Origin of the sequence: Vreelandella stevensii S18214, from assembly GCF_000275725.1 — a bacterium.
Classification (GTDB): domain Bacteria; phylum Pseudomonadota; class Gammaproteobacteria; order Pseudomonadales; family Halomonadaceae; genus Vreelandella; species Vreelandella stevensii.
Map to the genome: position 1 here is coordinate 1 of NZ_AJTS01000011.1, position 23,253 is coordinate 23,253.

General features: G+C 60.8%; 20 protein-coding genes and 1 pseudogene. 17 read left to right on the plus strand and 4 right to left on the minus strand.

All coding sequences use genetic code 11. The features are described 5' to 3' along the window. From HSS18214_RS19180 to lpxC, 11 genes and pseudogenes are all read left to right on the plus strand, one after another. Positions 1 to 215, plus strand: a pseudogene (locus tag HSS18214_RS19180) (UDP-N-acetylmuramoyl-tripeptide--D-alanyl-D-alanine ligase); the annotation flags it as partial. 9 nt (positions 216 to 224) lie between these two features. After that, positions 225 to 1,307, plus strand: coding sequence for a phospho-N-acetylmuramoyl-pentapeptide-transferase (gene mraY, locus HSS18214_RS0101315; protein WP_016913516.1), 1,083 nt, complete (start codon positions 225 to 227; stop codon positions 1,305 to 1,307). A 74-nt stretch (positions 1,308 to 1,381) separates the two neighbouring features. Further along, positions 1,382 to 2,761 (plus strand): UDP-N-acetylmuramoyl-L-alanine--D-glutamate ligase, encoded by a 1,380-nt coding sequence (gene murD / locus HSS18214_RS0101320; RefSeq protein ID WP_016913517.1) that lies wholly within the window; start codon positions 1,382 to 1,384, stop codon positions 2,759 to 2,761. 11 nt (positions 2,762 to 2,772) lie between these two features. Next, the gene (ftsW, locus tag HSS18214_RS0101325) at positions 2,773 to 3,954 is read left to right on the plus strand and encodes a putative lipid II flippase FtsW (protein ID WP_026001648.1); all 1,182 of its coding nucleotides are present in this window, start codon (positions 2,773 to 2,775) and stop codon (positions 3,952 to 3,954) included. 51 nt (positions 3,955 to 4,005) lie between these two features. After that, entirely contained in the window at positions 4,006 to 5,070 is a 1,065-nt protein-coding gene (gene murG, locus HSS18214_RS0101330) for an undecaprenyldiphospho-muramoylpentapeptide beta-N-acetylglucosaminyltransferase (protein ID WP_040460716.1), read from the plus strand. A 53-nt stretch (positions 5,071 to 5,123) separates the two neighbouring features. Further along, entirely contained in the window at positions 5,124 to 6,536 is a 1,413-nt protein-coding gene (murC, locus tag HSS18214_RS0101335) for a UDP-N-acetylmuramate--L-alanine ligase (RefSeq protein WP_156808457.1), read from the plus strand. Continuing rightward, the gene (locus HSS18214_RS0101340) at positions 6,533 to 7,468 is read left to right on the plus strand and encodes a D-alanine--D-alanine ligase (protein ID WP_016913521.1); all 936 of its coding nucleotides are present in this window, start codon (positions 6,533 to 6,535) and stop codon (positions 7,466 to 7,468) included. The genes murC and HSS18214_RS0101340 overlap by 4 nt, the downstream gene beginning before the upstream one ends. Positions 7,469 to 7,490: 22 nt before the next feature. Further along, on the plus strand, positions 7,491 to 8,213 hold the full coding sequence (locus HSS18214_RS0101345; protein WP_016913522.1) for a cell division protein FtsQ/DivIB: 723 nt from the start codon (positions 7,491 to 7,493) through the stop codon (positions 8,211 to 8,213). Positions 8,214 to 8,517: 304 nt separating this feature from the next. Continuing rightward, positions 8,518 to 9,807, plus strand: coding sequence for a cell division protein FtsA (ftsA, locus tag HSS18214_RS0101350; RefSeq protein WP_016913523.1), 1,290 nt, complete (start codon positions 8,518 to 8,520; stop codon positions 9,805 to 9,807). A gap of 33 nt (positions 9,808 to 9,840) precedes the next feature. Next, the gene (gene ftsZ, locus HSS18214_RS0101355) at positions 9,841 to 11,022 is read left to right on the plus strand and encodes a cell division protein FtsZ (RefSeq protein ID WP_016913524.1); all 1,182 of its coding nucleotides are present in this window, start codon (positions 9,841 to 9,843) and stop codon (positions 11,020 to 11,022) included. Between the two features lie 156 nt (positions 11,023 to 11,178). Next, positions 11,179 to 12,090, plus strand: coding sequence for a UDP-3-O-acyl-N-acetylglucosamine deacetylase (gene lpxC, locus HSS18214_RS0101360; protein WP_026001650.1), 912 nt, complete (start codon positions 11,179 to 11,181; stop codon positions 12,088 to 12,090). A 125-nt stretch (positions 12,091 to 12,215) separates the two neighbouring features. Here lpxC and HSS18214_RS0101365 read toward each other — a convergent pair whose 3' ends face one another. Next, on the minus strand, positions 12,216 to 12,677 hold the full coding sequence (locus tag HSS18214_RS0101365) for a DUF721 domain-containing protein (protein ID WP_016913526.1): 462 nt from the start codon (positions 12,675 to 12,677) through the stop codon (positions 12,216 to 12,218). Between the two features lie 110 nt (positions 12,678 to 12,787). On the opposite strand from HSS18214_RS0101365, the gene HSS18214_RS0101370 reads away from it, so the two are divergent. From HSS18214_RS0101370 to HSS18214_RS0101385, 4 genes are all read left to right on the plus strand, one after another. Next, complete coding sequence (locus HSS18214_RS0101370) at positions 12,788 to 13,138, plus strand: hypothetical protein (protein ID WP_016913527.1); 351 nt, start codon at positions 12,788 to 12,790, stop codon at positions 13,136 to 13,138. A 93-nt stretch (positions 13,139 to 13,231) separates the two neighbouring features. Next, the gene (secA, locus tag HSS18214_RS0101375) at positions 13,232 to 15,955 is read left to right on the plus strand and encodes a preprotein translocase subunit SecA (protein WP_016913528.1); all 2,724 of its coding nucleotides are present in this window, start codon (positions 13,232 to 13,234) and stop codon (positions 15,953 to 15,955) included. A 30-nt stretch (positions 15,956 to 15,985) separates the two neighbouring features. Then, the gene (argJ, locus tag HSS18214_RS0101380) at positions 15,986 to 17,215 is read left to right on the plus strand and encodes a bifunctional glutamate N-acetyltransferase/amino-acid acetyltransferase ArgJ (RefSeq protein WP_016913529.1); all 1,230 of its coding nucleotides are present in this window, start codon (positions 15,986 to 15,988) and stop codon (positions 17,213 to 17,215) included. Positions 17,216 to 17,292: 77 nt separating this feature from the next. Continuing rightward, positions 17,293 to 18,249, plus strand: a complete 957-nt coding sequence (locus HSS18214_RS0101385) for a Nudix family hydrolase (protein ID WP_026001651.1) — start codon at positions 17,293 to 17,295, stop codon at positions 18,247 to 18,249. A 146-nt stretch (positions 18,250 to 18,395) separates the two neighbouring features. Here the strand turns inward: HSS18214_RS0101385 and HSS18214_RS0101390 are convergent, their stop codons facing one another. After that, positions 18,396 to 19,298, minus strand: coding sequence for a carbon-nitrogen hydrolase (locus tag HSS18214_RS0101390; RefSeq protein WP_016913531.1), 903 nt, complete (start codon positions 19,296 to 19,298; stop codon positions 18,396 to 18,398). Positions 19,299 to 19,364: 66 nt separating this feature from the next. Then, positions 19,365 to 20,435 (minus strand): agmatine deiminase family protein, encoded by a 1,071-nt coding sequence (locus HSS18214_RS0101395; protein WP_026001652.1) that lies wholly within the window; start codon positions 20,433 to 20,435, stop codon positions 19,365 to 19,367. Positions 20,436 to 20,633: 198 nt separating this feature from the next. Here HSS18214_RS0101395 and HSS18214_RS0101400 point away from each other — a divergent pair, with 198 nt between their 5' ends. Together HSS18214_RS0101400 and HSS18214_RS0101405 are read left to right on the plus strand one after the other, a co-directional pair. Then, the gene (locus tag HSS18214_RS0101400) at positions 20,634 to 21,875 is read left to right on the plus strand and encodes a lipoprotein-releasing ABC transporter permease subunit (protein WP_016913533.1); all 1,242 of its coding nucleotides are present in this window, start codon (positions 20,634 to 20,636) and stop codon (positions 21,873 to 21,875) included. A 10-nt stretch (positions 21,876 to 21,885) separates the two neighbouring features. Next, the gene (locus HSS18214_RS0101405) at positions 21,886 to 22,596 is read left to right on the plus strand and encodes an ABC transporter ATP-binding protein (RefSeq protein ID WP_016913534.1); all 711 of its coding nucleotides are present in this window, start codon (positions 21,886 to 21,888) and stop codon (positions 22,594 to 22,596) included. A gap of 11 nt (positions 22,597 to 22,607) precedes the next feature. On the opposite strand, the gene HSS18214_RS0101410 is transcribed toward HSS18214_RS0101405, so the two are convergent. Then, positions 22,608 to 23,159, minus strand: a complete 552-nt coding sequence (locus HSS18214_RS0101410; RefSeq protein ID WP_016913535.1) for a DUF2062 domain-containing protein — start codon at positions 23,157 to 23,159, stop codon at positions 22,608 to 22,610. Positions 23,160 to 23,253 lie beyond the last annotated feature (94 nt).

A 23,253-nucleotide genomic window follows, 5' to 3' on the forward strand; every position in this document is an offset into this window, starting at 1 on the left:
CGTCGCTGGGGCTGGACATGCTGTTGACGGTTGGCGAGGCAGCCAGGGCTGCCTCGGATGCCTTTGGTCGCGGGCTGCACTTCGACGACCACGAGACGCTAGTGCGTCATGTTATTAATTCTCTGCCACCCGACGCCACGCTGCTGGCGAAAGGATCGCGCAGTGCCGGCATGGAAAGAGTCATTGCTGCGCTGCGTGCGGATGACACAAGGTAAGCGCCGTTCATGTTACTTCATTTGGCGAATTTTCTAGCTCAATTTCAATCTGCGTTTCAGGTGTTCAATTATTTGACGCTACGCGTCATTCTCGCCGCGCTCACCGCGCTGATGCTGTGCCTTTGGCTGGGGCCCTGGGTGATACGCCGACTGGTTGAAGGGCAGATTGGCCAGGCCGTTCGCGACGACGGCCCACAGTCGCATCTTTCCAAGGCAGGTACGCCGACCATGGGCGGCGCCATGATCCTGCTGGCGATTGCGATCAGCACCTTGCTGTGGGGTGACCTGACCAACTACTACGTCTGGATCGTGCTGCTGGTGACGCTGGGCTTTGGCGCCATCGGGTGGGTCGACGATTATCGCAAAGTGGTCGAAAAGAATCCCCGCGGGCTGCCAGCACGTTGGAAATATTTCTGGCAGTCGGTGGTCGGCCTAGGAGCCGCCATCATTCTGTACGCCACGGCCACCACGCCCGCCGAAACCAGCCTGCTCATTCCGCTGTTCAAGGACGTTGCGCTGCCGTTGGGCTTGTTCTACATCGTGTTGAGCTATTTTGTGATTGTCGGTAGCTCCAATGCCGTCAACCTGACCGATGGCCTGGATGGTCTGGCCATCATGCCCACCGTGCTGGTAGCCATGGGGCTGGCGGTGTTTGCCTATGCCAGCGGCAATGCCGTATTTGCCAACTACCTGCATATTCCCTTCATTCAGGGAACCGGCGAGCTGGCCATTTTCTGTGCCACGATTGCCGGTGCTGGCCTGGGCTTTCTGTGGTTCAACACCTATCCCGCCCAGGTGTTCATGGGCGATGTGGGTGCGCTGGCGTTAGGGGCCGCCCTGGGCGTGGTGGCGGTCATCGTGCGCCAGGAGATCGTGCTGTTCATCATGGGCGGTATTTTCGTGCTGGAAACCGTATCGGTCATTCTGCAGGTCGGCTCCTACAAGCTGACGGGGCGCCGTATCTTCCGCATGGCTCCGCTGCATCACCATTACGAACTCAAGGGATGGCCTGAGCCGCGCGTGATCGTGCGTTTCTGGATCATCACCGTTGTCCTCGTTCTGCTGGGACTGGCCACACTGAAAGTGCGTTAGTCATTGGGTAGTCGTGTCAGGGTAGTCGTGTCACGGTGGCCAAGGCCGCTCTAGCCCGGGCCAAGGAGTCGTTCATGGTGAAGGTACCTCAGGGTGTTACCGTTGTTGTTGGACTGGGCATTTCCGGTCAGGCGATCTGTCGCCATTTGGACCGCCATGGAGTGCCTTTCATGGTGGCCGATACCCGCGAGATGCCGCCTGGACTCGCCGCGTTCCAGCAGCGTTATCCGGCGATTGATTGCCACTGTGGGCCGCTGAATGAGCTGGATTTCAGCGATGCGTACGAGGTGGTGGTCAGTCCGGGGGTCGACCCGCATTTGGCAGGCCTCGACGGGCTGTTGGAGCGAGTCAACCCTGCCACCGGCGAGCCGATGCTGGTGGGTGAAACGGCACTGTTCAGGCGTCTGGTGCGTGCCCCGGTGGCGGCGATTACGGGCTCCAATGCCAAGTCCACGGTGACCACGCTATTAGGTGCAATGGCCAAGGCCTCGGGGGTGAATGCCGCCGTGGGGGGCAATCTGGGCACGGCGGCTCTGGATCTGTTGGCCGACCATCCCGGTGCCGAGCTCTTCATCCTCGAACTCTCCAGCTTTCAACTGGAAACGACGCCTCGCCTCGGAGCGGCGTCGGCTGCGTTTCTCAATTTATGCGATGATCATCTGGACCGTCATGGCGATTTGGCGGGTTACCGTCAGGCCAAGCAGCGCATTTTCATGGGCGCCGAGCACGCGGTGGTCAACGCCGATGACCCCATGACCTGGCCTCTGGATGCCCTCGACCGTGTCGAGCGTTTTGGTGTGGGTGTTCCGGCCGGTAGTGACTGGGGGCTGGCCGATATTGATGGACGCCGCTATTTGATGCACGGCGAGACGCCGTGGCTGGCGGTGGATGAGCTGGCCATTACTGGTCAGCACAATCAGTTGAACGCGCTGGCAGCGTTGGCCATGGGCCGGGCGCTGGGGTTTGATCGTCAGGCCATGTGTGAGGTGTTGACCACGTTCAAGGGGCTGCCGCACCGTAGCGAAACCGTTGCTGAGGTGAACGGGGTTCGCTGGGTCAACGACTCCAAAGGGACCAACGTGGGTGCGACCCTGGCCGCCATCAATGGTATTGGCGTCGCGCTCACTGGCAAGATCATTCTGTTGGCGGGAGGCGTGGGTAAGGGAGCCGACTTTACGCCGCTGGCCGGGCCGTTGGCGGACCATGGAAAAGCCGCGCTGCTCTACGGCGCAGACGCCGAGCGTCTCGACAACGTGCTTGGCCCTTGCCTTCACACTCAGCGTGTCGAAACGCTGACACAGGCGATGGAAGCCGCATGGCAGCTGGCCGAGCGAGGGGATTGTGTGTTGCTCTCGCCAGCGTGTGCCAGCCTGGACCAATTCGCCAACTACCAGGCGCGGGGCGACCTGTTTCGCGACTGGATCGAGCAGAAACAGCGTGAGAGTGCCCCATGAGCGACGAAACCATGAGTAGGATGCAGCGACTGCGTGAAGCGCTGGCGACCCGCCACCTGCCTTGCGATGTCTGGCTGATTGTCGCCGCCGTCGCGTTGGCAGGACTGGGCTGGGTCATGGTCAGCTCCGCGTCGATAGGGCTACTGGAAAACAGCTATCACTATGCTCGCCAGCACGGCATTTTTTTGCTGCTGGCGATATTGGCATGCCTGTTCATGGTGTGCGTGCCGCTGGAGCTATGGCGCCAGAATGCGGCGTTGCTGTTGTTGCTGAGCATTGTCATGCTGGTCGTGGTACTGGCCGTAGGCCAGGAGGTCAACGGCAGCAAGCGTTGGATTGCCCTGCCAGGGCCGCTTCCCAGCCTGCAAGTCTCGGAATTTGGCAAGCTGGGGCTGATCTTTTACATGGCCGCCTTCATGTCGCGATTCACTTATGAACTGCGCCAGCGCGCCTTTACCATGTGGCGCCCCTTGGCGGTACTGGCCATTCCTGCCTTCCTGCTGTTTCTTGCCCCGGATTTCGGCGGCATGGTCGTATATGCCGTGTGTGTGATCGGCATGCTGATGATGAGCGGCGCTTCGCTGACGCTGTTGCTGGGCAGTGGCGGGGTGCTGGGGTTTGGTGCCGTGATGATGGTCGTCATGGAGCCGTATCGACTGGCGCGCTGGACCAGCTTCCTGGACCCCTGGGCCGACCAGTTCGCCACCGGGTATCAGCTGACGCAGGCATTGATCGCGTTTGGACGTGGCCATGTGACTGGCACCGGATTGGGCAACAGCGTGCAGAAGCTGCACTATCTTCCCGAAGCCCATACGGACTTCATTTTTGCGGTGGTGGCCGAAGAGCTGGGCATGATTGGAGCGATAGCCGTGGTGCTGCTGTTCACCCTGTTCATCGTGCGGGCCATGTGGGTGGGCCGGCGAGCAGAGCTGGCTGGGCATCTGTTCGGTGCCTACGTGAGCTACGGGATCGGCTTTATCGTGGCGGCTCAGGCGTTTATCAATATGGCGGTGAGTGCTGGCTTGCTGCCGACCAAAGGGCTGACCCTGCCGCTGATCAGCTACGGAGGCTCCAGTCTGCTGGTCACTGGCATGATGGTGGGGCTGTTGCTCCGGGTGGATGCAGAAACTCGGCATCGCCCGCGTCGTTTGTCGACGCCTTATCGTGCTCGCCGAGAGCCGCGGTTGACGTAATTATTCAAGGAGCTGTTTGTGGCGATACATGCGGGTCGACGGGTTTTGGTCATGGCGGGAGGAACGGGAGGGCACGTCATTCCTGCGCTCTCGCTGGCGCGTGCTCTCCAGTCCCAAGGGGTTGCCGTGGAGTGGCTGGGCAGCCCGCGGGGAATTGAAAACCGCTTGGTGCCCGAGGCGAGCATCGTGCTACATACCATTGCGATCAGTGGCTTGCGCGGCAATGGCGCCGATGGCTGGCTCAAGGCGCCGCTCAACCTGTCGCGGGCGGTGCTCCAGGCACGTGGCGTCATCAAGCGTTTCAAGCCGGATGTGGTGGTAGGGCTGGGTGGATTCGCCAGCGGGCCTGGCGGTCTAGCGGCCCGGCTATCCGGTATTCCGCTGGTCATTCATGAACAGAATGCCGTGGCAGGGCTGACCAACAAGGTGCTGTCGCGCTTGGCCACGCGTACCTATGCCGCGTTCGAGAATGCATTTGGCACGCGTGCCGAGGTGATTGGCAACCCGGTACGTGAAGAGATCGCCGCGCTGGGCGAGCAGCCCCGGCAGGTGGCCGACATGCAGGGCAGGCCGCTGCGCCTGTTGGTGGTAGGCGGCTCACTGGGCGCGGTAGCGCTGAACGAGCGCCTGCCTGTGGCCTTGGCTGCGCTGCCGCCGGAGCGACGTCCCGAGGTGCGTCATCAGGCAGGCAAGGAGCGCGATATCGCCACGGCAGACGCCTATGCTCAGCAGGCGGTGGTCGCCGAGGTTTCGCCGTTCATCGATGATATGGCCGCGGCCTATGCCTGGGCGGATCTGGTCGTTTGCCGAGCCGGTGCGCTGACGATTGCCGAACTGGCGGCGGCGGCCAAGCCCGCGTTGCTGGTGCCGTTTCCTTTTGCCGTGGATGACCATCAGCGGGTGAATGCCGAGGTGCTGGTCCGGGCGGGTGCGGCGCTATGTGTCGTACAGGCTGAGCTGACGGCTGACTATTTAAGTGAACTTTTGGACCAATTACTTTACCCAGAGACCCTGGCAGAGATGGCCGCCAAGGCGCGTCAAGCGGCGTCCTTGAACGCGACCGAGCGCCTGGCCCAAGGCTGCCTCTCGCTGGTGAAGCAAGGAGAAACTGCGTGACCGAGTCAGTCAACCATACGTCGCCGCAGCTGAGTGGCCCGAGCGGGCCGGGTATGCGCCGTATCCAGCGGCTTCATTTCGTCGGTATTGGCGGTGCCGGCATGTGCGGCATTGCCGAGGTGCTCGCTAACCAGGGGTACCAGGTCAGCGGCAGTGACATGAAAGCGTCCAGTGTGGTGGAGCGTTTGCGTCAGTGCGGCGTCGATGTATTCATTGGGCATGCCAAGGAGAACGTGGAAGGCGCGGATGTGGTCGTCGTCTCCAGTGCCATCGATGAAGCCAACCCTGAAATTCGCTGGGCGCACGACCACCGCGTGCCAGTGGTGCGGCGTGCGGAAATGCTCGCCGAGCTGATGCGCTTTCGTCACGGCATTGCCGTGGCTGGTACCCACGGCAAGACCACCACGACCAGCCTGACGGCTACCCTGTTGGCAGAGGGCGGCCTGGACCCAACTTTCGTGATCGGTGGAAAACTCACCAGCGCAGGTGCCAATGCTCGCCTGGGGGAGGGCGACTATCTGGTGGCCGAGGCCGACGAATCCGATGCGTCGTTTCTTCACCTTCAGCCCATGGTGTCGATCGTCACCAATATCGATGCTGACCACATGGCCACTTATGGGGGTGACTTCGAGCGTTTGAAAAACACCTTCATCGAGTTCTTGCGCAATCTGCCTTTCTACGGCCTGGCGGTGCTGTGTATCGATGATCCCCACGTGCGCGGGCTGTGCGAGCGTATCAAGCGCCAGTTCGTGACCTACGGCTTCGATGAAGACGCTGACTATCGCATCGTGGATTTTAGTCAGCAGGCCGGGGAAGTCTCCTTCACGGCACTGCGGCCCGGTGGCGTGCCTCCGCTGGCCATTCGACTGGCCATGCCGGGCCGCCACAATGCCTTGAACGCAATGGCGGCCATCGTGGTGGCGACCGACGCCGGGGTCAGTGATGACGCCATCCAGCGCGGTCTCATGGGGTTTGCAGGCGTAGGGCGGCGCTTTCAGGTGCATGGCCACTATCCGGCACCGGTCGGCGAAGGCGAGATCATGCTGGTCGACGATTACGGCCACCACCCGCGGGAAGTGGATATGGTCATTCAGGCGGTGCGTGCCGGCTGGCCCGATCGCCGCCTGGTGATGCTCTATCAGCCCCACCGCTACAGCCGGACCCGCGATCTCTACGAAGACTTCGTGCGCGTACTGTCTCAGGTGGATACGCTGGTGCTGCTCGATGTGTACAGCGCTGGCGAGGCGGTGGTGCCGGGCGCCGAAGGCAAGACATTGGCCGGTTCTATCCGTCAGCGTGGCGATGTCGATCCGCTGTTCGTGGAGCACAAGCACGAACTGCCCGCCCTGCTCAACAACGTGCTGCGTCCGGGAGATATTCTGATCACTCAGGGGGCGGGCGACGTCGGTGGCATTTCACTGCGCCTTGCCCAGGCCCGGCTGGCCATGAAAGAGGTGGTGCTATGACAGGACAAGCGCAGCAGGCAGGCCTGGAGCGTGTCGTCGTGATCTACGGCGGCACGTCCGCCGAGCGCGAGGTGTCGCTCAAGAGTGGTGCTGCAGTACTGAATGCCTTGCAGCGTCAAGGCGTGAAGGCGCAGGGGTACGATCTCAAGGAGGGTGGGCTAGCGGGCCTCGAGCGCCTCGACCCCACCGCGGTGTTCATCGCACTGCATGGGCGTGGCGGTGAAGATGGTGCGCTGCAGGGGGCATTGGAGTTGCTTGGTTTGCCTTACACCGGCAGTGGCGTGCTGGCCTCGGCGTTGGGCATGGACAAGCAGCGTACCAAGCAGGTGTGGCAAGCCGTCGACCTGCCCACGCCGGAGTGCATCATGCTGAATGCCGGTTCGGACTGGGAGGCGGTGGTAGCCCAGTTAGGGCTACCCATGATGGTCAAGCCGGTACACGAAGGCTCGACTCTGGGTATCAGTATCGTCCGCAGTCTCGATGAGCTGAAAGCCGCCTATGCCCAGGCTGCTACCTTCGATGCCAGGGTCATGGCCGAGCGCTTTATTACCGGTGATGAATACACCGTCGCACTATTGGGCGATGACGTGTTGCCTGCTATCCGTGTCGAGGTGCCCGGTGGGTTTTATGACTATGAAGCCAAGTATCTGACCAATACCACCCAGTACCACTTGCCCTGTGGCCTGTCTGCACAAGACGAGCAGACGTTGGCTGCGCTGTGCAAGGAGGCCTTCCTTGCCGTGGGTGGCGAAGGCTGGGGGCGTATCGATGTCATGCGTGATGCTGCAGGCAACTTCTGGCTGATCGAAGTGAATACCGTGCCCGGGATGACCGATCATAGCCTCGTGCCACAGGCAGCAGCCCACGCTGGCATCGATTTCGACCAGCTGGTGATGCGTATTTTAACCACGGCACTGGCGCGCGATTCGTGACGGGGCATGGCATGAGTTTTTTATGAAGAAGCGCAATGCGTGGCTCGGTATCGTTCTACTGGCATTGCTGCTGGGGGCGGGGAGTCGAGCGCTATGGCTTTGGCTGGATCGCCCGATCGAGCGAGTGTCCATTCGAGGCGAGTGGGAGTATTTGAGCGCGGACTATCTGCGCTCACAGCTGGCCCCGCTGGTCCAGAATATCACTTGGCTGTCGGCAGATTTGGGCGAGCTGCGCCGCGATGCGCTGGAGATTGGTTGGCTGGATGAAGTGCGAATTTCCCGAGAGTGGCCCAACGCGCTGGTTTTCGAGTTGATAGAGCAAACGCCGGTAGCCCGCTGGAATGATGATTTCCTGCTTAACCCAAGAGGCGAACCCTTCTCCTACGCGCCCCTTGATGCGCCAGCCGGATTGCCCGACCTGGCGGGGCCTCAGGAAAGCAGTGCGGAAGTGCTGGCCTACTATCAGCGTTTGACGCCGCACTTTGCCGGGCTGTCGTTGACCCTGGCGCAATTGCGCTTGGAGCCCCGAGGCGCCTGGCGGCTTCAGCTCGACCAGGGTACCTGGGTAATGCTGGGGCGTCGTCACCATGGGGAGCGACTAGCCCGGCTATCGGCCTCCTGGCAGCGTGAGCTGAGCAGCGTGGGCGAGCATATCCGCTACATCGACCTGCGCTACCCCAATGGTGTGGCAGTGGCCTGGCATGGTGAAACCGAGGTTCCGGAGGAGGAGGACGAGTCACGATAAGGCGCAATGTGCAAAAAAGCGGGTAAATGGGCAGGCAGGCCCGCTAAAAAAACCGCTTATGGGGTATAAAATGCTTTCCTGGCCAATTATCGTGGGTTTGGGCTAGTCGTATTGTGGCTATTGTTTCTATACTATGTCCCAGACGATGCTGTGGGTCAGTATTTATTGTTCGGTCGCGGTTAGCGGCGTTATACAGTTTTAGTCAACTTATTTATTTTATCTTCGGGTTTTGCCTGCTTTTCGTTTAAGCGTTAAAAGGCGATCCCCGCTCTTATAAAACGACGACAAGGAGATTTACCGACTCATGGCAGGCTCACCCAACGCATCCAATATGGTTGTCGGGCTGGACATTGGAACGTCCAAGGTCGTCGCGATAGTCGGTCAACCCACCGATGATGGTGGGATTGAAATCGCCGGTATCGGTTCTCATCCTTCTCGCGGCATGAAGCGAGGAGTGGTCATCAATATCGAATCCACGGTGCAGTCGATTCAGCGTGCTGTCGAAGAGGCAGAGCTGATGGCGGGCTGCGATATCCACTCTGTCTATGTGGGTGTGGCAGGCAGTCATATCAGCTCCATGAACTCCGACGGCGTGGTGGCCATCAAGGAGCGTGAAGTCACTCCTTACGATATCGAGCGGGTCATCGATTCCGCACGGGCTCGGGCTATCTCTGAAGGGCAACGCGTGTTGCATGTCTTGCCCCAGGAGTTCTCCATCGATGCGCAAGGGGGTATCCGCGAACCGCTGGGTATGTCCGGGGTTCGTCTGGAGGCGCAAGTGCATCTGGTCACGGCTGCCTTGAATGCCGTACAGAACATCGAAAAGTGCGTGCGGCGGTGCGGTCTCGATGTGGATGCCATTATCCTGGAGCAATTGGCGTCCAGCATGGCAGTGCTTACCGAAGACGAGCGCGAGCTGGGAGTATGTATGGTCGATATCGGTGGAGGTACCACCGACATGGCCATCTTCAGTGAGGGCGCCATCCGCCATACGGCAGTGATTCCGATCGCCGGTGATCAGGTCACCAACGATATCGCCATGGCGCTGCGTACGCCCACTCAGCACGCGGAAGAAATCAAGGTAAAATACGCCTGCGCATTGACGCAGTTGGCGGCCAGCGATGAAATGATCAAGGTGCCCAGCGTGGGTGATCGCGCGGCACGAGATCTGTCGCGCCAGGCACTGGCGGAAGTCGTGGAGCCTCGTTATGAAGAGCTCTTCACGCTGGTCAGAGACGAATTACGCCGCAGTGGCTATGAAGATATGGTGGCTGCGGGTGTGGTGCTTACCGGTGGCACCTCACGCATGGAAGGTGTCAGCGAACTGGCTGAAGAAATTTTTCATATGCCGGTTCGTATTGCCTGCCCACAAAATGTCAGAGGCCTGGCGGATGTGGTTCGCAATCCTATCTATGCGACGGGCGTGGGTTTACTCCACTATGCACTGCAGGAAACGCGTCATGGGCAAGGCCTGGAAAGCCACGTGGGAAGTGCTGGGGGCCACAAGGGTCGCAGCGAGCTTGTCCGACGTGATATCAAGGATGGCCATTCGACGCTGGCAAGAATCAAAAGCTGGTTAAAAGGAAATTTCTGATAGGGCCGCGACGCGGTTCAGGAGACGGGGCTTATGTTCGAATTGGTAGATAACGCACCCTCGAGCAGTGCGGTCATTAAAGTCGTCGGTGTTGGCGGTGGCGGCGGTAACGCAGTCAACCACATGGTCGAGAGCAACATCGAAGGCGTCGAGTTCATCTGCGCCAACACCGATGCGCAAGCACTCAAGCGCGTATCGGCTAAAACGGTGCTTCAGCTGGGTGGGGAAATCACCAAGGGGCTTGGCGCGGGAGCCAACCCTGAAGTGGGCCGCCAGGCCGCGATGGAAGATCGTGATCGCATCGCCGAGCTGCTCAATGGCGCCGATATGGTCTTCATTACGGCAGGCATGGGCGGCGGTACCGGGACGGGAGGCGCGCCTGTGGTTGCTCAGGTCGCCAAGGAGCTGGGTATCCTGACGGTTGCCGTGGTCACGCGCCCCTTCCCATTCGAAGGGCCAAAGCGCATGCGAGCGGCCGAGGAGGGCATGAAAGAGCTTTCCGAGCATGTCGACTCGTTGATCACCATCCCCAACGAAAAGCTGCTGTCGGTGCTGGGCAAGAACGCGACCTTGCTGACCGCGTTCAGTGCTGCCAACGACGTCCTGCTGGGGGCGGTGCAAGGCATTGCCGAGCTGATCACCAGCCCGGGCATCATCAACGTCGACTTCGCAGACGTGCGTACTGTCATGTCAGAAATGGGTATGGCGATGATGGGCACTGGCGGTGCCACTGGTGAAAACCGTGCCCGAGAAGCTGCAGAAAAAGCCATCCGCAGCCCGCTGCTGGAAGACATCGACCTGCACGGCGCACGCGGCATTCTGGTCAACATCACGGCTGGCCCCGACCTTTCCATTGGCGAGTTCAATGACGTGGGTGCCACGGTGCAGGAGTTCGCTTCCCAGGAAGCCACTATCGTCGTGGGTACTTCCATCGATATGGAAATGTCCGACGAGCTGCGCGTGACCGTTGTGGCGGCTGGCCTGGATGGCAGCAAGGCCAAGGCCGTGTCTCGCGAACCGGCGCGCCGCTCCGCTGCAGACGCCGGTGGCTCCGACTACCGTAAATTGCAGCAGCCCACCGTCATGCGGCAACAGGCTACCGCGCGTGCCGAAGCGCCGGAAGCAGCAGCCAAACCACGCCCTGAAAAACGTCGTTCGGCCGATGCCGATGACTATCTGGATATCCCCGCGTTCCTGCGCCGCCAGGCAGATTGACTTGCGCTATCAGGTTTATTGAGGTAGCAAACGAGAGTTTTATTGGTAAAACGCTCGTTTGCTGTTAAAGTGAACACTGTTTGATAACTTTTCTCCCCCCTGCGACTGGGTAACATCTTGTTACACGTCGCCGATATTAGAGCTTGACCACTGCCCATGATCAGACAACGCACACTACAAAACGTCATCCGCGCCACTGGAGTGGGTCTGCACTCTGGCAAGAAAGTCCATCTGGCTTTGCGCCCGGCGCCGGCCAACACGGGTATTGTGTTTGTCAGAACCGATCTGGACCCAGTGGTTCACGTGCCTGCCCGCGCCGAGCTGGTGGAAGACACCACCCTGTGCACGGCACTTTCCCATGAAGGCGTCAAGGTAGCCACCGTCGAGCATCTCATGTCGGCCTTTGCGGGGCTGGGCATCGACAATGCCTACGTGGATATCAGTGCTGCCGAAGTGCCGATCATGGACGGTAGCGCTAGCCCGTTCGTTTTTCTGATTCAGTCTGCGGGTATTCTCGAGCAGGACGCGGCCAAGAAATTCATTCGCATCAAGCGTCGTGTGGCGGTCAGTGATGGTGAGAAGGAGGCCGTATTCCTGCCCCATCAAGGCTTCAAGGTGTCGTTTGCCATCGACTTCGACCATCCTGTCTTCGAGCAGCAGAAGCAGAAGGCATTGATCGACTTTTCCACGACATCCTTTGTCAAGGAAGTGTCGCGGGCCAGAACCTTTGGCTTCATGCGTGACCTTGAGTACCTGCGCTCGAACAATCTGGCGCTGGGTGGCAGTCTCGACAACGCCATCGTGGTGGATGACTACCGTATCGTGAATGAGGGTGGCCTGCGTTACGAAGACGAGTTCGTGAAGCACAAGGTGCTCGATGCCATCGGCGATCTCTATCAGCTGGGCTATAGCCTGATTGGTGAGTTCCGTGGCGTGAAATCCGGCCATGCCCTTAACAATCGTCTGTGTCGTGAACTCATGGCGCAGCCCGATGCCTACGAAATCGTGACCTTCGAAGAAGAGAAGGCCGTTGCGCCTATCTCCTATGCGGCACCCGCCATGGCCTGAGGTGGTTTTTAAGGGTCGCCGCTTGAAAATCGGGGAGTGTCCCCCCACTAAAGATAAAGCACCGCCATGCGGTGCTTTATTGCGTTTGGTCTAATGGTGGGCGAGCGGCCTGTTGTGCGTAGGGTTCATGTCTTACGCTGAGCGTGCGAAGCAAGGCGCTCCAGGGCCTGCTTTAGCCTGGGGTGTTCGGTATCCTCGGCGCACTCCTTGAGCGTTGTGCCAGCACTGCTGGAAAGAGTGCGCGCATAGCGTGCTGGTGGCGCCACGGTGCGTACCGGGCGCACTTTTAACGTGAACCCCGTTACCCCTGTAAAGCCGGGGAGCTGGTGCAGCAGGCTCAACAAGCGCGGTTGCTCGTAGCGTAACCAGGTCAACCAGCTGGCCTGGCTGCTGATCAGGGTCAGTCGTCCATTGCTGAAGCCGCCGACGAACACATGCGCACGCATCTCTTCGGGCAAGTGGGCGCGCAGATGGGTCTGGGCTTGATCGATCAGGCGCGACTGACGCATCAGCTGGCCTGCGCCAGCGGACGTGTTCAGCAATTGGGTAATGGGCTGTGCGCGGGAACGCTTAACCTTTATACTCATTCACCTGATTCCTGGGGTGTTGCGGATAGTTTCGTGCTGACGAGTGCGCGCAGCACCCATGTTTTTCGTCTATCGACAGAGCCTAACACGCTCAGGAGCCACGCCACAGCATGCCATCAACGCTCGATACATTATCTGCTCTGCCTCGGCGACATCGTCGCCATGGGCTGGCGCGTTGGTGGCTTGCGGGCCTGCTGGTGAGCTGTCTGCTGCCCGCCAGTTTACACCCTTCCGATCTGCGCAGCAGCGACCGGAGCGTGTGTATCTGCTTTTGGGTGCCCGCCATGCTGCGTGCCCAGTCGCAGTGGATCGCCAAAAAGCGCCGCGCGCTAAGGCGCTGGGTAGCACGCCAGCAGCGTCAACTTCCTGTTCTGAAAAGCTTTATCTCTTTCTTTCCCGTCATGCCCCGCCAGACGGTCGCTCTGGATGTATGCTCTCCTCGAGGGCCGCCAGCCCGTTGACCTGCCGCTAGCGGTACGTTCATTTACCCGACGTTAATTGACCCTATGAAAGAGTGCGCCTGAAGAGGTCGCTCCTGTTGATGTGGATATTTCATGATTAATTCCTTGTTACGCAAAGTCGTTGGCTCCAAGAACGACCGTGAAGTCAAACGCATGCTCAAGAGCGTGCAGAGTGTCAACGTGCTGGAAGAGACCCTGGTCGGCTTGAGCGATGGCGAGCTGCAGGCCAAGACGGCCGAGCTGCGCCAGCGTCTGGAGGCTGGGGAAAGCCTGGACAAACTGCTGCCTGAGGCCTTTGCGGTAGTGCGCGAAGCCGGCAAACGGGTCATGGGCATGCGTCACTTCGATGTGCAGATGGTCGGTGGCATGACGCTGCACCGCGGCCGTATCGCCGAAATGAAAACCGGCGAGGGCAAGACCCTGGTGGGCACGCTGGCGGTATACCTGAATGCCTTGACGGGCAAAGGGGTACACGTGGTCACGGTGAACGACTATCTGGCCCGCCGTGATGCCGAGTGGATGCGCCCGCTGTATGAGTTCCTGGGGCTGTCGATAGGGGTGATTTTTGCTGGCCAGACCGGTGAAGAGAAGCGCCACGCCTACCAGTGTGACATCACCTACGGCACCAACAACGAGTTTGGCTTCGACTACCTGCGCGACAACATGGCGTTCTCGCTGGAGGACAAGGTACAGCGCGGTTTGCACTATGCCATTGTCGACGAAGTGGACTCCATCCTGATCGACGAAGCACGTACGCCGCTGATCATTTCCGGTGCGGTGGACGAGAACACCGAGCTGTACACCATCGTCAACCGTCTGGCCCAGCAGCTGGAGCAGGCGGAAGTATCCGAAGACGAAGACGCCCCTGTCGAAGGCGACTTCGTGCTGGACGAGAAGCAGAAGCAGGTCGAGCTCACCGAGCAAGGTCATAACAAGGTCGAGGAGTTGATGCGCGCCGAAGGCTTGCTGGGCGAAGGCGATTCGCTCTATGCGGCGCAAAACCTCAACCTGTTGCAGCACATGCACTCGGCGCTGCGGGCGCGGCACCTCTATCATCTTGACGTCGACTACATCGTCGCCGACGGGCAAGTGGTCATCGTCGATGAACACACTGGGCGCACCATGCCTGGCCGCCGCTGGTCGGAAGGCCTGCACCAGGCGGTCGAGGCCAAAGAGGGCGTTACCGTTCAGCGTGAAAGCCAGACCCTGGCATCGACCACCTTCCAGAACTACTTCCGCCTTTATGAAAAACTGGCTGGCATGACCGGTACTGCAGATACCGAGGCCTTCGAGTTTCGTCAGATTTACGGCCTCGACGTTATCGTCATTCCCACCAACCGGCCTCTGGCACGCAAGGATCTCAACGACCTCGTCTACCTCAGTGCCGAAGAGAAGTACGAAGCCATCATCAAGGACGTCTCTGCCGAGACCGAGGCGGGTCGCCCGGTGCTGGTCGGTACGGCTTCTATCGAGACGTCCGAGTATCTGGCACGCCTGATGCGTGACGCGGGCCTAAAATTCAGCGTGCTCAATGCCAAGCAGCACCAGAGCGAAGCCGAGATCATTGCCCAGGCCGGTCGCCCCGGGGCCATTACCATCGCCACCAACATGGCCGGTCGTGGTACCGATATCATGCTGGGCGGCAACTGGGAAGCCGATGCCGCCAAGCTGCAGAACCCGACCCAGGCCCAGCTCGATGCCCTGAAAGCCGAGTGGCAGGAGCGTCATGATGCGGTACTGGCAGCTGGCGGGCTGCACGTGATCGGTTCCGAACGCCACGAGTCGCGTCGTATCGACAATCAGCTGCGTGGCCGTGCGGGCCGTCAGGGCGACCCTGGCTCCACGCGCTTCTTCCTCTCGCTGGAAGACAGCCTGATGCGACTGTTCGGCTCGGACCGGGTGAAGCGCTTGATGCAGGCGCTGGGTCTGGAACGTGGCGAAGCCATCGAGCACAAGATGGTATCCAACGCCGTCGAGCGCGCCCAGAAGAAAGTCGAGGGGCGCAACTTCGATATTCGTAAGCAGCTGCTCGAGTACGACGACGTCGCCAACGACCAGCGCCGCGTCATTTACGAGCAGCGTAACGAAATTCTCGCCTCTGACGACGTATCGAGCGCCGTGCTGGGTATTCGTGAGGAGGTGATGGAAGAGGCCATCAGCACCTACGTACCGCCGCAGAGCCTGGCCGAGCAGTGGGATCTGCATGGCCTGGAGTCGCATCTGAAAACCGAGTTCAATCTGGACGCACCGGTGGTTCAGTGGGCGGAAGAGGATGAGCGCTTCAGTGAAGAGAAGCTGCGCGAGCGCCTGCAGACCATGCATCGTGAAGCTTACGAAGCCAAGATTGCCTCGGCGGGCGCGGCGTTGATTCGCCGTTTCGAGAAGCAGGTCATGCTGCAGGTGTTGGATACGCGCTGGAAAGAGCACCTGCAATCCATGGATCACCTGCGTCGCGGTATCCATCTGCGTGGCTACGCCCAGAAGAACCCCAAGCAGGAGTACAAGCGCGAGTCCTTCGAACTGTTCCAGCACCTGCTGACCAACATCAAGGCCGATGTCACCCGCATCCTGAGTCATGTCCAGGTGCGCCAACCAGAAGAAGTGGATGCGCTGGAGCAGAAGCGCCGCGAAGAGCTGGCGCGTGAGAAGGCCACGGCGGCCAGCCGCCACGATGCGCCCAGCGAAGATGGTGAGGCAGCCGCGCCTGGTGCCGATGGGCGCCCGCTGCGCCGTGAGGGGCCGAAAGTCGGCCGTAACGATCCGTGTATTTGTGGTTCCGGCAAGAAATACAAGCAGTGCTGCGGCAAACTAAGCTGATTATCGTTAGCGCACGTTAAGGAGAGAAACATGGCGGTGGGTAACCTTCCCTTTCCGGAGTTGCCACCCCTTGAAGGGGTGCGTCTGGGCACTGCAATGGCGGGCATCAAGAAGCCGGGCCGCCGCGATATGGTGGTGATCGAACTACCCGAAAGCGCCAGTGTGGCGGGCGTGTTTACCCGCAATGCGTTCTGCGCAGCGCCGGTCACCGTGGCCAAGGAGCACATGGCGCAGTGCCAGGCGGCGGGGAAGGCCCCTCGCTATTGGCTGATCAATACCGGTAATGCCAATGCGGGTACCGGCGATTCAGGGATGCAGGATGCTCGTGAGAGCTGTGAGGCACTGGCCGCGCAGGCAGGCGTTTCGGCGCAGCAGGTGCTGCCGTTTTCGACCGGTGTGATCGGTGAGCCGCTGCCCATGGCGCGGCTGTTGGCGGGTCTGCCGCCAGCGCTGGATACCCTGGCGGCGAGTAGTCAGGCTTGGCAACACGCCGGCGAAGGTATACTGACCACCGACACCCGCGCCAAAGGGGCAACGGTGACGCTAGCGCTGGGGGACCAGCAGGTCACCATCAACGGCATTACCAAAGGGTCGGGCATGATCAAGCCCAACATGGCCACCATGCTGGGGTTCGTGGTCACCGATGCGGCCATCGAGCAAACGCTGTTGGCAACCCTGCTGCGTGAGACCGTCGACCGGTCGTTCAACTGCATCACGGTGGATAGCGACACCTCCACCAACGACGCCTGCATGCTGGCGGCCACGGGTACCGGCGTTCGCATCGAAAGCGATGAGCAGGTGGCGATTTTCCGCAACGGCCTGCAGCGCGTGATGACCGAGCTGGCACAGGCCATCATTCGTGATGGCGAAGGAGCGACCAAGTTCGTCACTTTGCAGGTCGATGAGGCGCGTACCCGCCAGGAGGCACTGGATGTCGCCTTCACCGTCGCCCACTCGCCGCTGGTGAAAACCGCGCTGTATGCCTCGGATGCCAACTGGGGGCGTATTCTGGCCGCAGTGGGCCGTGCGCCAGTTGAGGCCTTCGACGTCAGCCGGGTGGTCATCGACCTCGGGGACGTTCGGCTAGTGGAGCAGGGCGGTCGCGCCAGCAGCTATACCGAGGCCGCTGGCAGTGCGGTCATGGCGCAGGAGGAGATCACCATTCGGATCACGCTGGGTCGTGGTGAGGAGGGGGCTACCGTATGGACCTCCGATCTTTCCCATGACTATGTGTCCATCAATGCGGATTACCGCAGCTAGGCTGTGGCATCGTGCTCAACAAAGCCAGATAGCGCCGTACCTGTCCCGTGCGGCGCGCACAGAGTGGATTAGACGTAATGAGTGTAATGGTAAAACGACGGGTTCATGTCGCGGCAGCGGCCATCATCAGCGCTGATCAGAAGCACGTGTTGATTGCGCGTCGGCCGTCCAATGTCGATCATGGCGGCCTGTGGGAGTTTCCTGGCGGCAAGCTGGCGCCCTATGAAACGGGGCTGGAAGGTCTGAAGCGTGAGCTGCATGAAGAGCTGGGGGTGGAAATCGTACGCGCTCAGCCCCTGATTCGTGTGCACCACGAGTACCCGGACAAGCACATTCTGCTGGACGTGTGGCAAGTGCATGAGTTTGCCGGTGAACCTTTCGGGCGTGAAGGCCAGGCCGTGCGCTGGGTACCCATGGACGAGCTGGTGAACTACCCGTTCCCCGCCGCCAATCTGCCCATCCTGCGCGCAGTGATGCTGCCTACCGAATACCTCATTACCGGTGAAGAGGCCGATGATGAGCGGTTTGCGGCACTGCTGGAGCGTGCCCTGCGTGAGGATAGTGTTCGGCTGGTGCAGCTGCGGGCCAAGTCGCTGGATAAAGCGGCTTACCTGACGCGGGCAGAGCGTGCGTTGGCGCTGTGCCGCCAGTACGGCGCCAAGCTGCTGCTCAATGCCGAGCCGGAAGTGCTGGAGCAGGTGGATGCCGACGGTATTCATCTCACCAGTGCGCGTCTGATGTCGCTGGACCGCCGCCCCATTGCCGAAAACAAGTGGCTCTCTGCCTCGACCCATGACCAGACGCAGCTGTCTCAAGCCGCCGTGCTGGGCTGCGATTTCGTGACGCTGTCACCCCTGCGTACCACGCCCTCCCACCCGGAAGTGGCCCCCATGGGGTGGCACGACTTCCAGCAGTTGGTCGAGCGGGCGGGCATGCCGGTGTTCGCGCTGGGTGGCATGACGCGCTTCGATGCCAACCATGCCCGCGCCGTGGGGGCTCAGGGGATCGCGTCGATCCGCGATTTCTGGAAGTGAGCCCGTGACGTCCGGCCCTGCTTGCTGGCAGGCGACGGGCGACATGGCGTGAAGAAGGGACGCCTCGTGATGCAAATGAAAACGCCTGCTCGGGTTACCCGGGCAGGCGTTTTTTTATGATGGCGGTGGTTGAAAGAACGCTTGGCTCAATCCCGGTAGCGGCGCGTCAGGTCACCGTAGGCATCGATACGGCGGTCGCGCAGATAAGGCCAGATGCGTCGCGTGTTTTCACTGCGCGCCATGTCCAGGGTCACCACCAACTGCTCGCGCTGCTCGCCAGCGTGGGCCAGCAGTTCCCCCTGGGGGCCGCAGATGAAGCTGCCTCCCCAGAATTCGATACCCTCGCCGACGCCCGAATGGTCGACTTCGAAGCCCACTCGGTTGGCGACCAGTACCGGCAGGCCATTGGCGACGCCGTGGGCACGCTGAATCAGCGTCCAGGCTTCCTTCTGGCGAGCTTTTTCGGCAGGGTCGTCGCTGGGGTCCCAGCCAATCGCCGTGGGGTAGAGCAGCAGCTCCGCGCCCGCCAGCGCCATGAGTCGTGCGGCTTCCGGATACCACTGATCCCAACACACCAGGATGCCCAGGCGTCCCACCGAGGTGTCGATGGGGGTGAAACCATCGCCACGGGCGGCATCGGCATCGCCGGGGGTGAAGTAGAATTTCTCGTAGAAGCCGGGATCGTCGGGAATGTGCATCTTACGATACTGGCCCACGCGACCCTGGGCGCGGTCATACACCACGGCGGTATTGTGGTAGAGGCCTGCGGCGCGCTTCTCGAACAGCGAGCCCACCAGCACGATATCCAGCTCTTTTGCCAGGTCGGCCAGGCGCTGCCCGGTGGGGCCATCCAGCGGCTCGGCCAGATCGAACAGCGCCGGGTCTTCGTATTGGCAGAAGTAGTGGGTAGCATGCAGCTCCTGCAGCAGTACCAGCTGGGCACCTTGACGGGCTGCTTCGCGAATACCGGCTTCGCTCTCTGCCAGGCTGCGCGCCTTGTCAGGCCAGGCAGCCTGTTGAATGACCGCAACGTTCAGCGTGTGTGACATGCCGTTCTCCTCAAGACGTTCACTTCAAGACGTTAGTTTGAAGACATTATCTTCAAGACATTATCTTCAAGACATGGAAACAATCGGGGCGAGTGTGCCTTTGGGTAGCTGCATGGTCAGGCAGTGCAGGCTGCCGTGCTGGCGAATCACGCTGACGCACTCGATCGGGATCAGTGTGTGCTCCGGAAACGCCGTGGCCAGGGCTTGCAGGGCAACCACGTCGGCGGGGTCACCATAGGTGGGCACCAGCACCGCTTCGTTGATGATCAGGAAGTTGGCGTAGGTAGCCGGCAGCCGGTGGCCATCCTCCGGATCGAAGCAGGCCTGTGGCCAGGGCAGGGCGATCAGGCGGTAGGGCTCGCCATTGCGCTGGCGGAATGCCCTGAGCTCCTGCTCCATGGCCTGCAGTGCCGGATAATGCGGATCTGTTGGATCGTCGCAGCGCACGTAGGCAATGGTGGTGGGGTCGCAAAAGCGTGCCAGCGTGTCCACATGGCTGTCGGTATCGTCGCCTTCCAGGTGGCCATGAGCCAGCCACAGAAAGCGGTCCACGCCGAAATCTTCTGCCAGCCGGGCTTCCACGTCGGCGCGGCTGAGGGTCGGGTTGCGGTTGGGGTTCAGCAGACAGGCTTCGGTCGTCAACAGCGTACCTTCGCCGTCGGTCTCGATGCCACCCCCTTCCAGTACCATGGCCCGGGAGGCGACGGGGCAGGCCCATACCCCGGCGTCCGCCAGCCATTGGGTGAGCTGGTTGTCGTGCTCGGCAGGAAATTTGCCGCCCCAGCCGGTAAAGGTGTAGTCCAGCAGCAGGGGCTGGCCTTTTTCGTCCAGCACCGTGATGGGGCCGTGGTCGCGTGCCCAGGTATCGTCGGTGGGTGCGACAATCAGCTGCAGCTGCGCGTCGGGGATACCGTAAGCGCTGAACGTGGCGAGCAGGCGTTGCCGAGTCGCCTCATCCGGCACGCTGATGATGACGCGTTGATAGCGTGCGGTGGCCAACACAATGCGCTCAAGGGTCGCTTCGATCCGCGATAGCATGGGCGCCCAGTCGCCGTCTGGGCGGGGCCAGGTCAACTGTAGGCCATCCTGAGGATGCCATTCGGGGAGCAAGCGATACGTCTTGATAGCCAATGTCACGGGTACTCGTGTCGAGGTAAGAGAGCTCGCCCAGCGGGCAAGAGGAACGGGCGCAATTTAGGGGGTTACCACGCAACTTGCAAGCGTTACCGTGTGCCAGGGAACAGCCGCTGCTTTCGCTACTCTAAGGCTGCGTTTGTACATGCAGCCATGCTGAAAAAACCGTACCATGGACGCTCATTATTAAGGAATGAAGCCATGCTTGATCGTTTGCCTTTCCTGGTGGGGCTGCGCTATGTGCGCGCTAAACGCCGCAACCATTTTATTTCGTTCATTTCGCTGACCTCGATGCTTGGGTTGATGCTCGGCGTGGCGGTGTTGATTCTGGTGTTGTCGGTCATGAATGGCTTCGATCATGAGCTGCGCACGCGTATCCTCGGCATGGTGCCGCACACCAAGATCGAAGCGCAGGAGGGTCTGGTCGAATGGGAGGCGCTGGCCAACCGGCTGACGCAGCGCGAGCGAGTGATTGGCGCGGCGCCCTACGTCGAGCAGCAGGGTATGTTCTCGTCGGGTGGGCGTAATCAGGGGGCCATGGTGAACGGCATCCACCCTGACTGGGAAGGCCAGGTGTCGATCATTGGCCAGCACATGCGGGAAGGTGAGCTGGCCGATCTGGTGCCCGGTGAGTGGAATGTGGTGCTGGGCTCCATGCTGGCCAGGCGTCTTGGCGTCGGGGTGGGTGACCGCGTCACGCTGCTGGTGCCCGAAGCGTCGATTACGCCCGCTGGGGTCTTTCCCCGGCTGAAGCGTTTCACGGTCAGTGGAATCTTCAGCGTGGGCGCGGATCTGGATGCCAATCTGGCCTATGCCAACATCGAAGACATGCAGACCCTGGCGCGCATGGGCGACGCCGTAGGCGGGCTGCGACTCGAGCTGGATGATCTGTTCGTGGCCGGGAGCGAAACCCAGGCCATCGTCAGGGAGCTGGGCTCGGGTTATCGTGGCACCGACTGGACGTTCTCCCACGGCAACCTGTTCCAGGCCATCCAGATGGAGAAGCGCATGATTGCACTGCTGCTGACGGTGATCATTGCGGTGGCGGCGTTCAACATCGTGTCCACCCTGGTCATGGTGGTGACCGACAAGCGTGCCGACATTGCCATCTTGCGCACCATCGGTGCCACGCCGCGCTCGATCATGGGTATTTTCATCGTCCAGGGGTTGGCCATCGGCTTGATCGGCATTGCCGTTGGTGTGGCGGTCGGCATTGCGCTGGCGCTGACCATCTCCGATATCATCGGCTGGTTCGAGAGTGCTTTCGGCATCCAGTTCCTCGATGCTGGGGTCTACTTCATCAGCGACTTGCCCTCGCGCTTGCAGTGGAGCGATGTGCGGGACATCGTGCTGGCCGCCTTCGGCCTGACGTTCCTCTCGACACTTTACCCTGCCTGGCGAGCAGCTCGGGTTCAACCGGCTGACGTACTGCGCTATGAATAAGGATGCTCCGATGACTTCGACGATTACTCAACCACCCGCCGTCATGCTGGAATGCCGTGGCCTGACACGGGTGTATAGCGAAGGGCCGCAGGATTTGACGGTGCTGGACCAGCTGGATCTGCAGGTACATGCCGGGGAGCGCGTGGCCATCGTGGGCAGCTCCGGTTCCGGCAAGACCACGCTGTTGAACCTGCTGGGGGGGCTGGATCGCCCCAGTGAAGGCAGCGTGGTGATCGCTGGCGAACCGCTGTCGGACCTCAACGAAGCCGCACTTGGCAAGTTTCGCAATCGCTATATCGGTTTCGTTTACCAGTTCCACCACCTGCTGGCCGAGTTCACTGCGCTGGAAAATGCCGCACTGCCGCTGATCATTCGCGGCCAGGCGAAAAAGGTCGCCGAACAGCGCGCTTTGCAACTGCTCGACCGAGTGGGCATGAAGGCGCGTGCCGACCACAAGCCTGGTGAGCTTTCCGGCGGCGAGCGCCAGCGTGTGGCCATTGCCAGGGCGCTGGTGACCGACCCGAGCCTGGTGTTGATGGATGAACCCACTGGTAATCTCGATCAGACCACCGCCAGCACCATTCTGGACTTGATGGATGAGCTGGCCAAGGAGAGCGCCTGCGCCTTCGTGATCGTGACTCACGATGTGAGCCTAGCGGCTCATCAGGATCGGGTCATGAAGCTGGATGGTGGGCGGCTCGTCGAGCAACTCCAGAGTTAATCGCTCAGGGGTTAATCGTCGAACTGCGATTCGATGCAGGCTCTGCGCCGTCGCCTTTTCAGGCGGCGGCGTTTCCAGTTATGGGAGACGTGCCAGCGCCAGATGAGCCGAATCGCGACGTTGGAGATGATGGCCAGCACGATGGCACTGATCAGGGAACCCAGCAGGAGGGGGGGCAGGATGTCGTGCATCTGCTCGGCTATCCAGCGGGTCGAAATGCGAGAAGGCGCCTCTCGCACCGGAGCGCCCAGCAAAAAAGTACCGATCCGATAATTGATATAAAAGATCAACGGCATGGTCAGCGGATTGGTGACCCACACCAGACCCACCGACAGGGCCAGGTTGCAGCGAGCCAGCCGTGCTCCCAGCGCGGCCACGACCATTTGAAAGGGAATGGGCAGCATGGCACAAAAAAGCCCGACGCTAAACGCGTTGGCAACGCTGCGTCGAGTGAGTAGCCACAAACCCGGATCGGCAATCAACGGCGCCATGAAGCGTAGCGATCGTTGGCGCCGGATGGTGTCCGGTTTAGGCATGTAGCGCTGCAGGAAACGGCGCGGCATGTCAGGTACTCTTGCTATTGGTGCAGGCTATTATCCACATAGCGCAGGGCTTAGGCTACGCTACTGAGGCGAAGGGTTTCGGCCAGGGAGGTGG

What these genes read in the sequence shown, in the direction of transcription:
- mraY (WP_016913516.1), top strand. Translation starts at nt 225, where the DNA reads ATGTTACTTCATTTGGCGAATTTTCTAGCTCAATTTCAATCTGCGTTT.
- lpxC (WP_026001650.1), top strand. Translation starts at nt 11,179, where the DNA reads ATGATCAGACAACGCACACTACAAAACGTCATCCGCGCCACTGGAGTG.
- murG (WP_040460716.1), top strand. Translation starts at nt 4,006, where the DNA reads ATGGCGGGAGGAACGGGAGGGCACGTCATTCCTGCGCTCTCGCTGGCG.
- secA (WP_016913528.1), top strand. Translation starts at nt 13,232, where the DNA reads ATGATTAATTCCTTGTTACGCAAAGTCGTTGGCTCCAAGAACGACCGT.
- HSS18214_RS0101385 (WP_026001651.1), top strand. Translation starts at nt 17,293, where the DNA reads ATGAGTGTAATGGTAAAACGACGGGTTCATGTCGCGGCAGCGGCCATC.
- HSS18214_RS0101370 (WP_016913527.1), top strand. Translation starts at nt 12,788, where the DNA reads ATGCCATCAACGCTCGATACATTATCTGCTCTGCCTCGGCGACATCGT.
- HSS18214_RS0101390 (WP_016913531.1), bottom strand. Translation starts at nt 19,298, where the DNA reads ATGTCACACACGCTGAACGTTGCGGTCATTCAACAGGCTGCCTGGCCT.
- HSS18214_RS0101340 (WP_016913521.1), top strand. Translation starts at nt 6,533, where the DNA reads ATGACAGGACAAGCGCAGCAGGCAGGCCTGGAGCGTGTCGTCGTGATC.
- murC (WP_156808457.1), top strand. Translation starts at nt 5,124, where the DNA reads ATGCGCCGTATCCAGCGGCTTCATTTCGTCGGTATTGGCGGTGCCGGC.
- ftsZ (WP_016913524.1), top strand. Translation starts at nt 9,841, where the DNA reads ATGTTCGAATTGGTAGATAACGCACCCTCGAGCAGTGCGGTCATTAAA.
- HSS18214_RS0101410 (WP_016913535.1), bottom strand. Translation starts at nt 23,159, where the DNA reads ATGCCGCGCCGTTTCCTGCAGCGCTACATGCCTAAACCGGACACCATC.
- HSS18214_RS0101345 (WP_016913522.1), top strand. Translation starts at nt 7,491, where the DNA reads ATGAAGAAGCGCAATGCGTGGCTCGGTATCGTTCTACTGGCATTGCTG.
- ftsA (WP_016913523.1), top strand. Translation starts at nt 8,518, where the DNA reads ATGGCAGGCTCACCCAACGCATCCAATATGGTTGTCGGGCTGGACATT.
- HSS18214_RS0101400 (WP_016913533.1), top strand. Translation starts at nt 20,634, where the DNA reads ATGCTTGATCGTTTGCCTTTCCTGGTGGGGCTGCGCTATGTGCGCGCT.
- murD (WP_016913517.1), top strand. Translation starts at nt 1,382, where the DNA reads ATGGTGAAGGTACCTCAGGGTGTTACCGTTGTTGTTGGACTGGGCATT.
- HSS18214_RS0101365 (WP_016913526.1), bottom strand. Translation starts at nt 12,677, where the DNA reads ATGAGTATAAAGGTTAAGCGTTCCCGCGCACAGCCCATTACCCAATTG.
- argJ (WP_016913529.1), top strand. Translation starts at nt 15,986, where the DNA reads ATGGCGGTGGGTAACCTTCCCTTTCCGGAGTTGCCACCCCTTGAAGGG.
- ftsW (WP_026001648.1), top strand. Translation starts at nt 2,773, where the DNA reads ATGAGTAGGATGCAGCGACTGCGTGAAGCGCTGGCGACCCGCCACCTG.
- HSS18214_RS0101405 (WP_016913534.1), top strand. Translation starts at nt 21,886, where the DNA reads ATGACTTCGACGATTACTCAACCACCCGCCGTCATGCTGGAATGCCGT.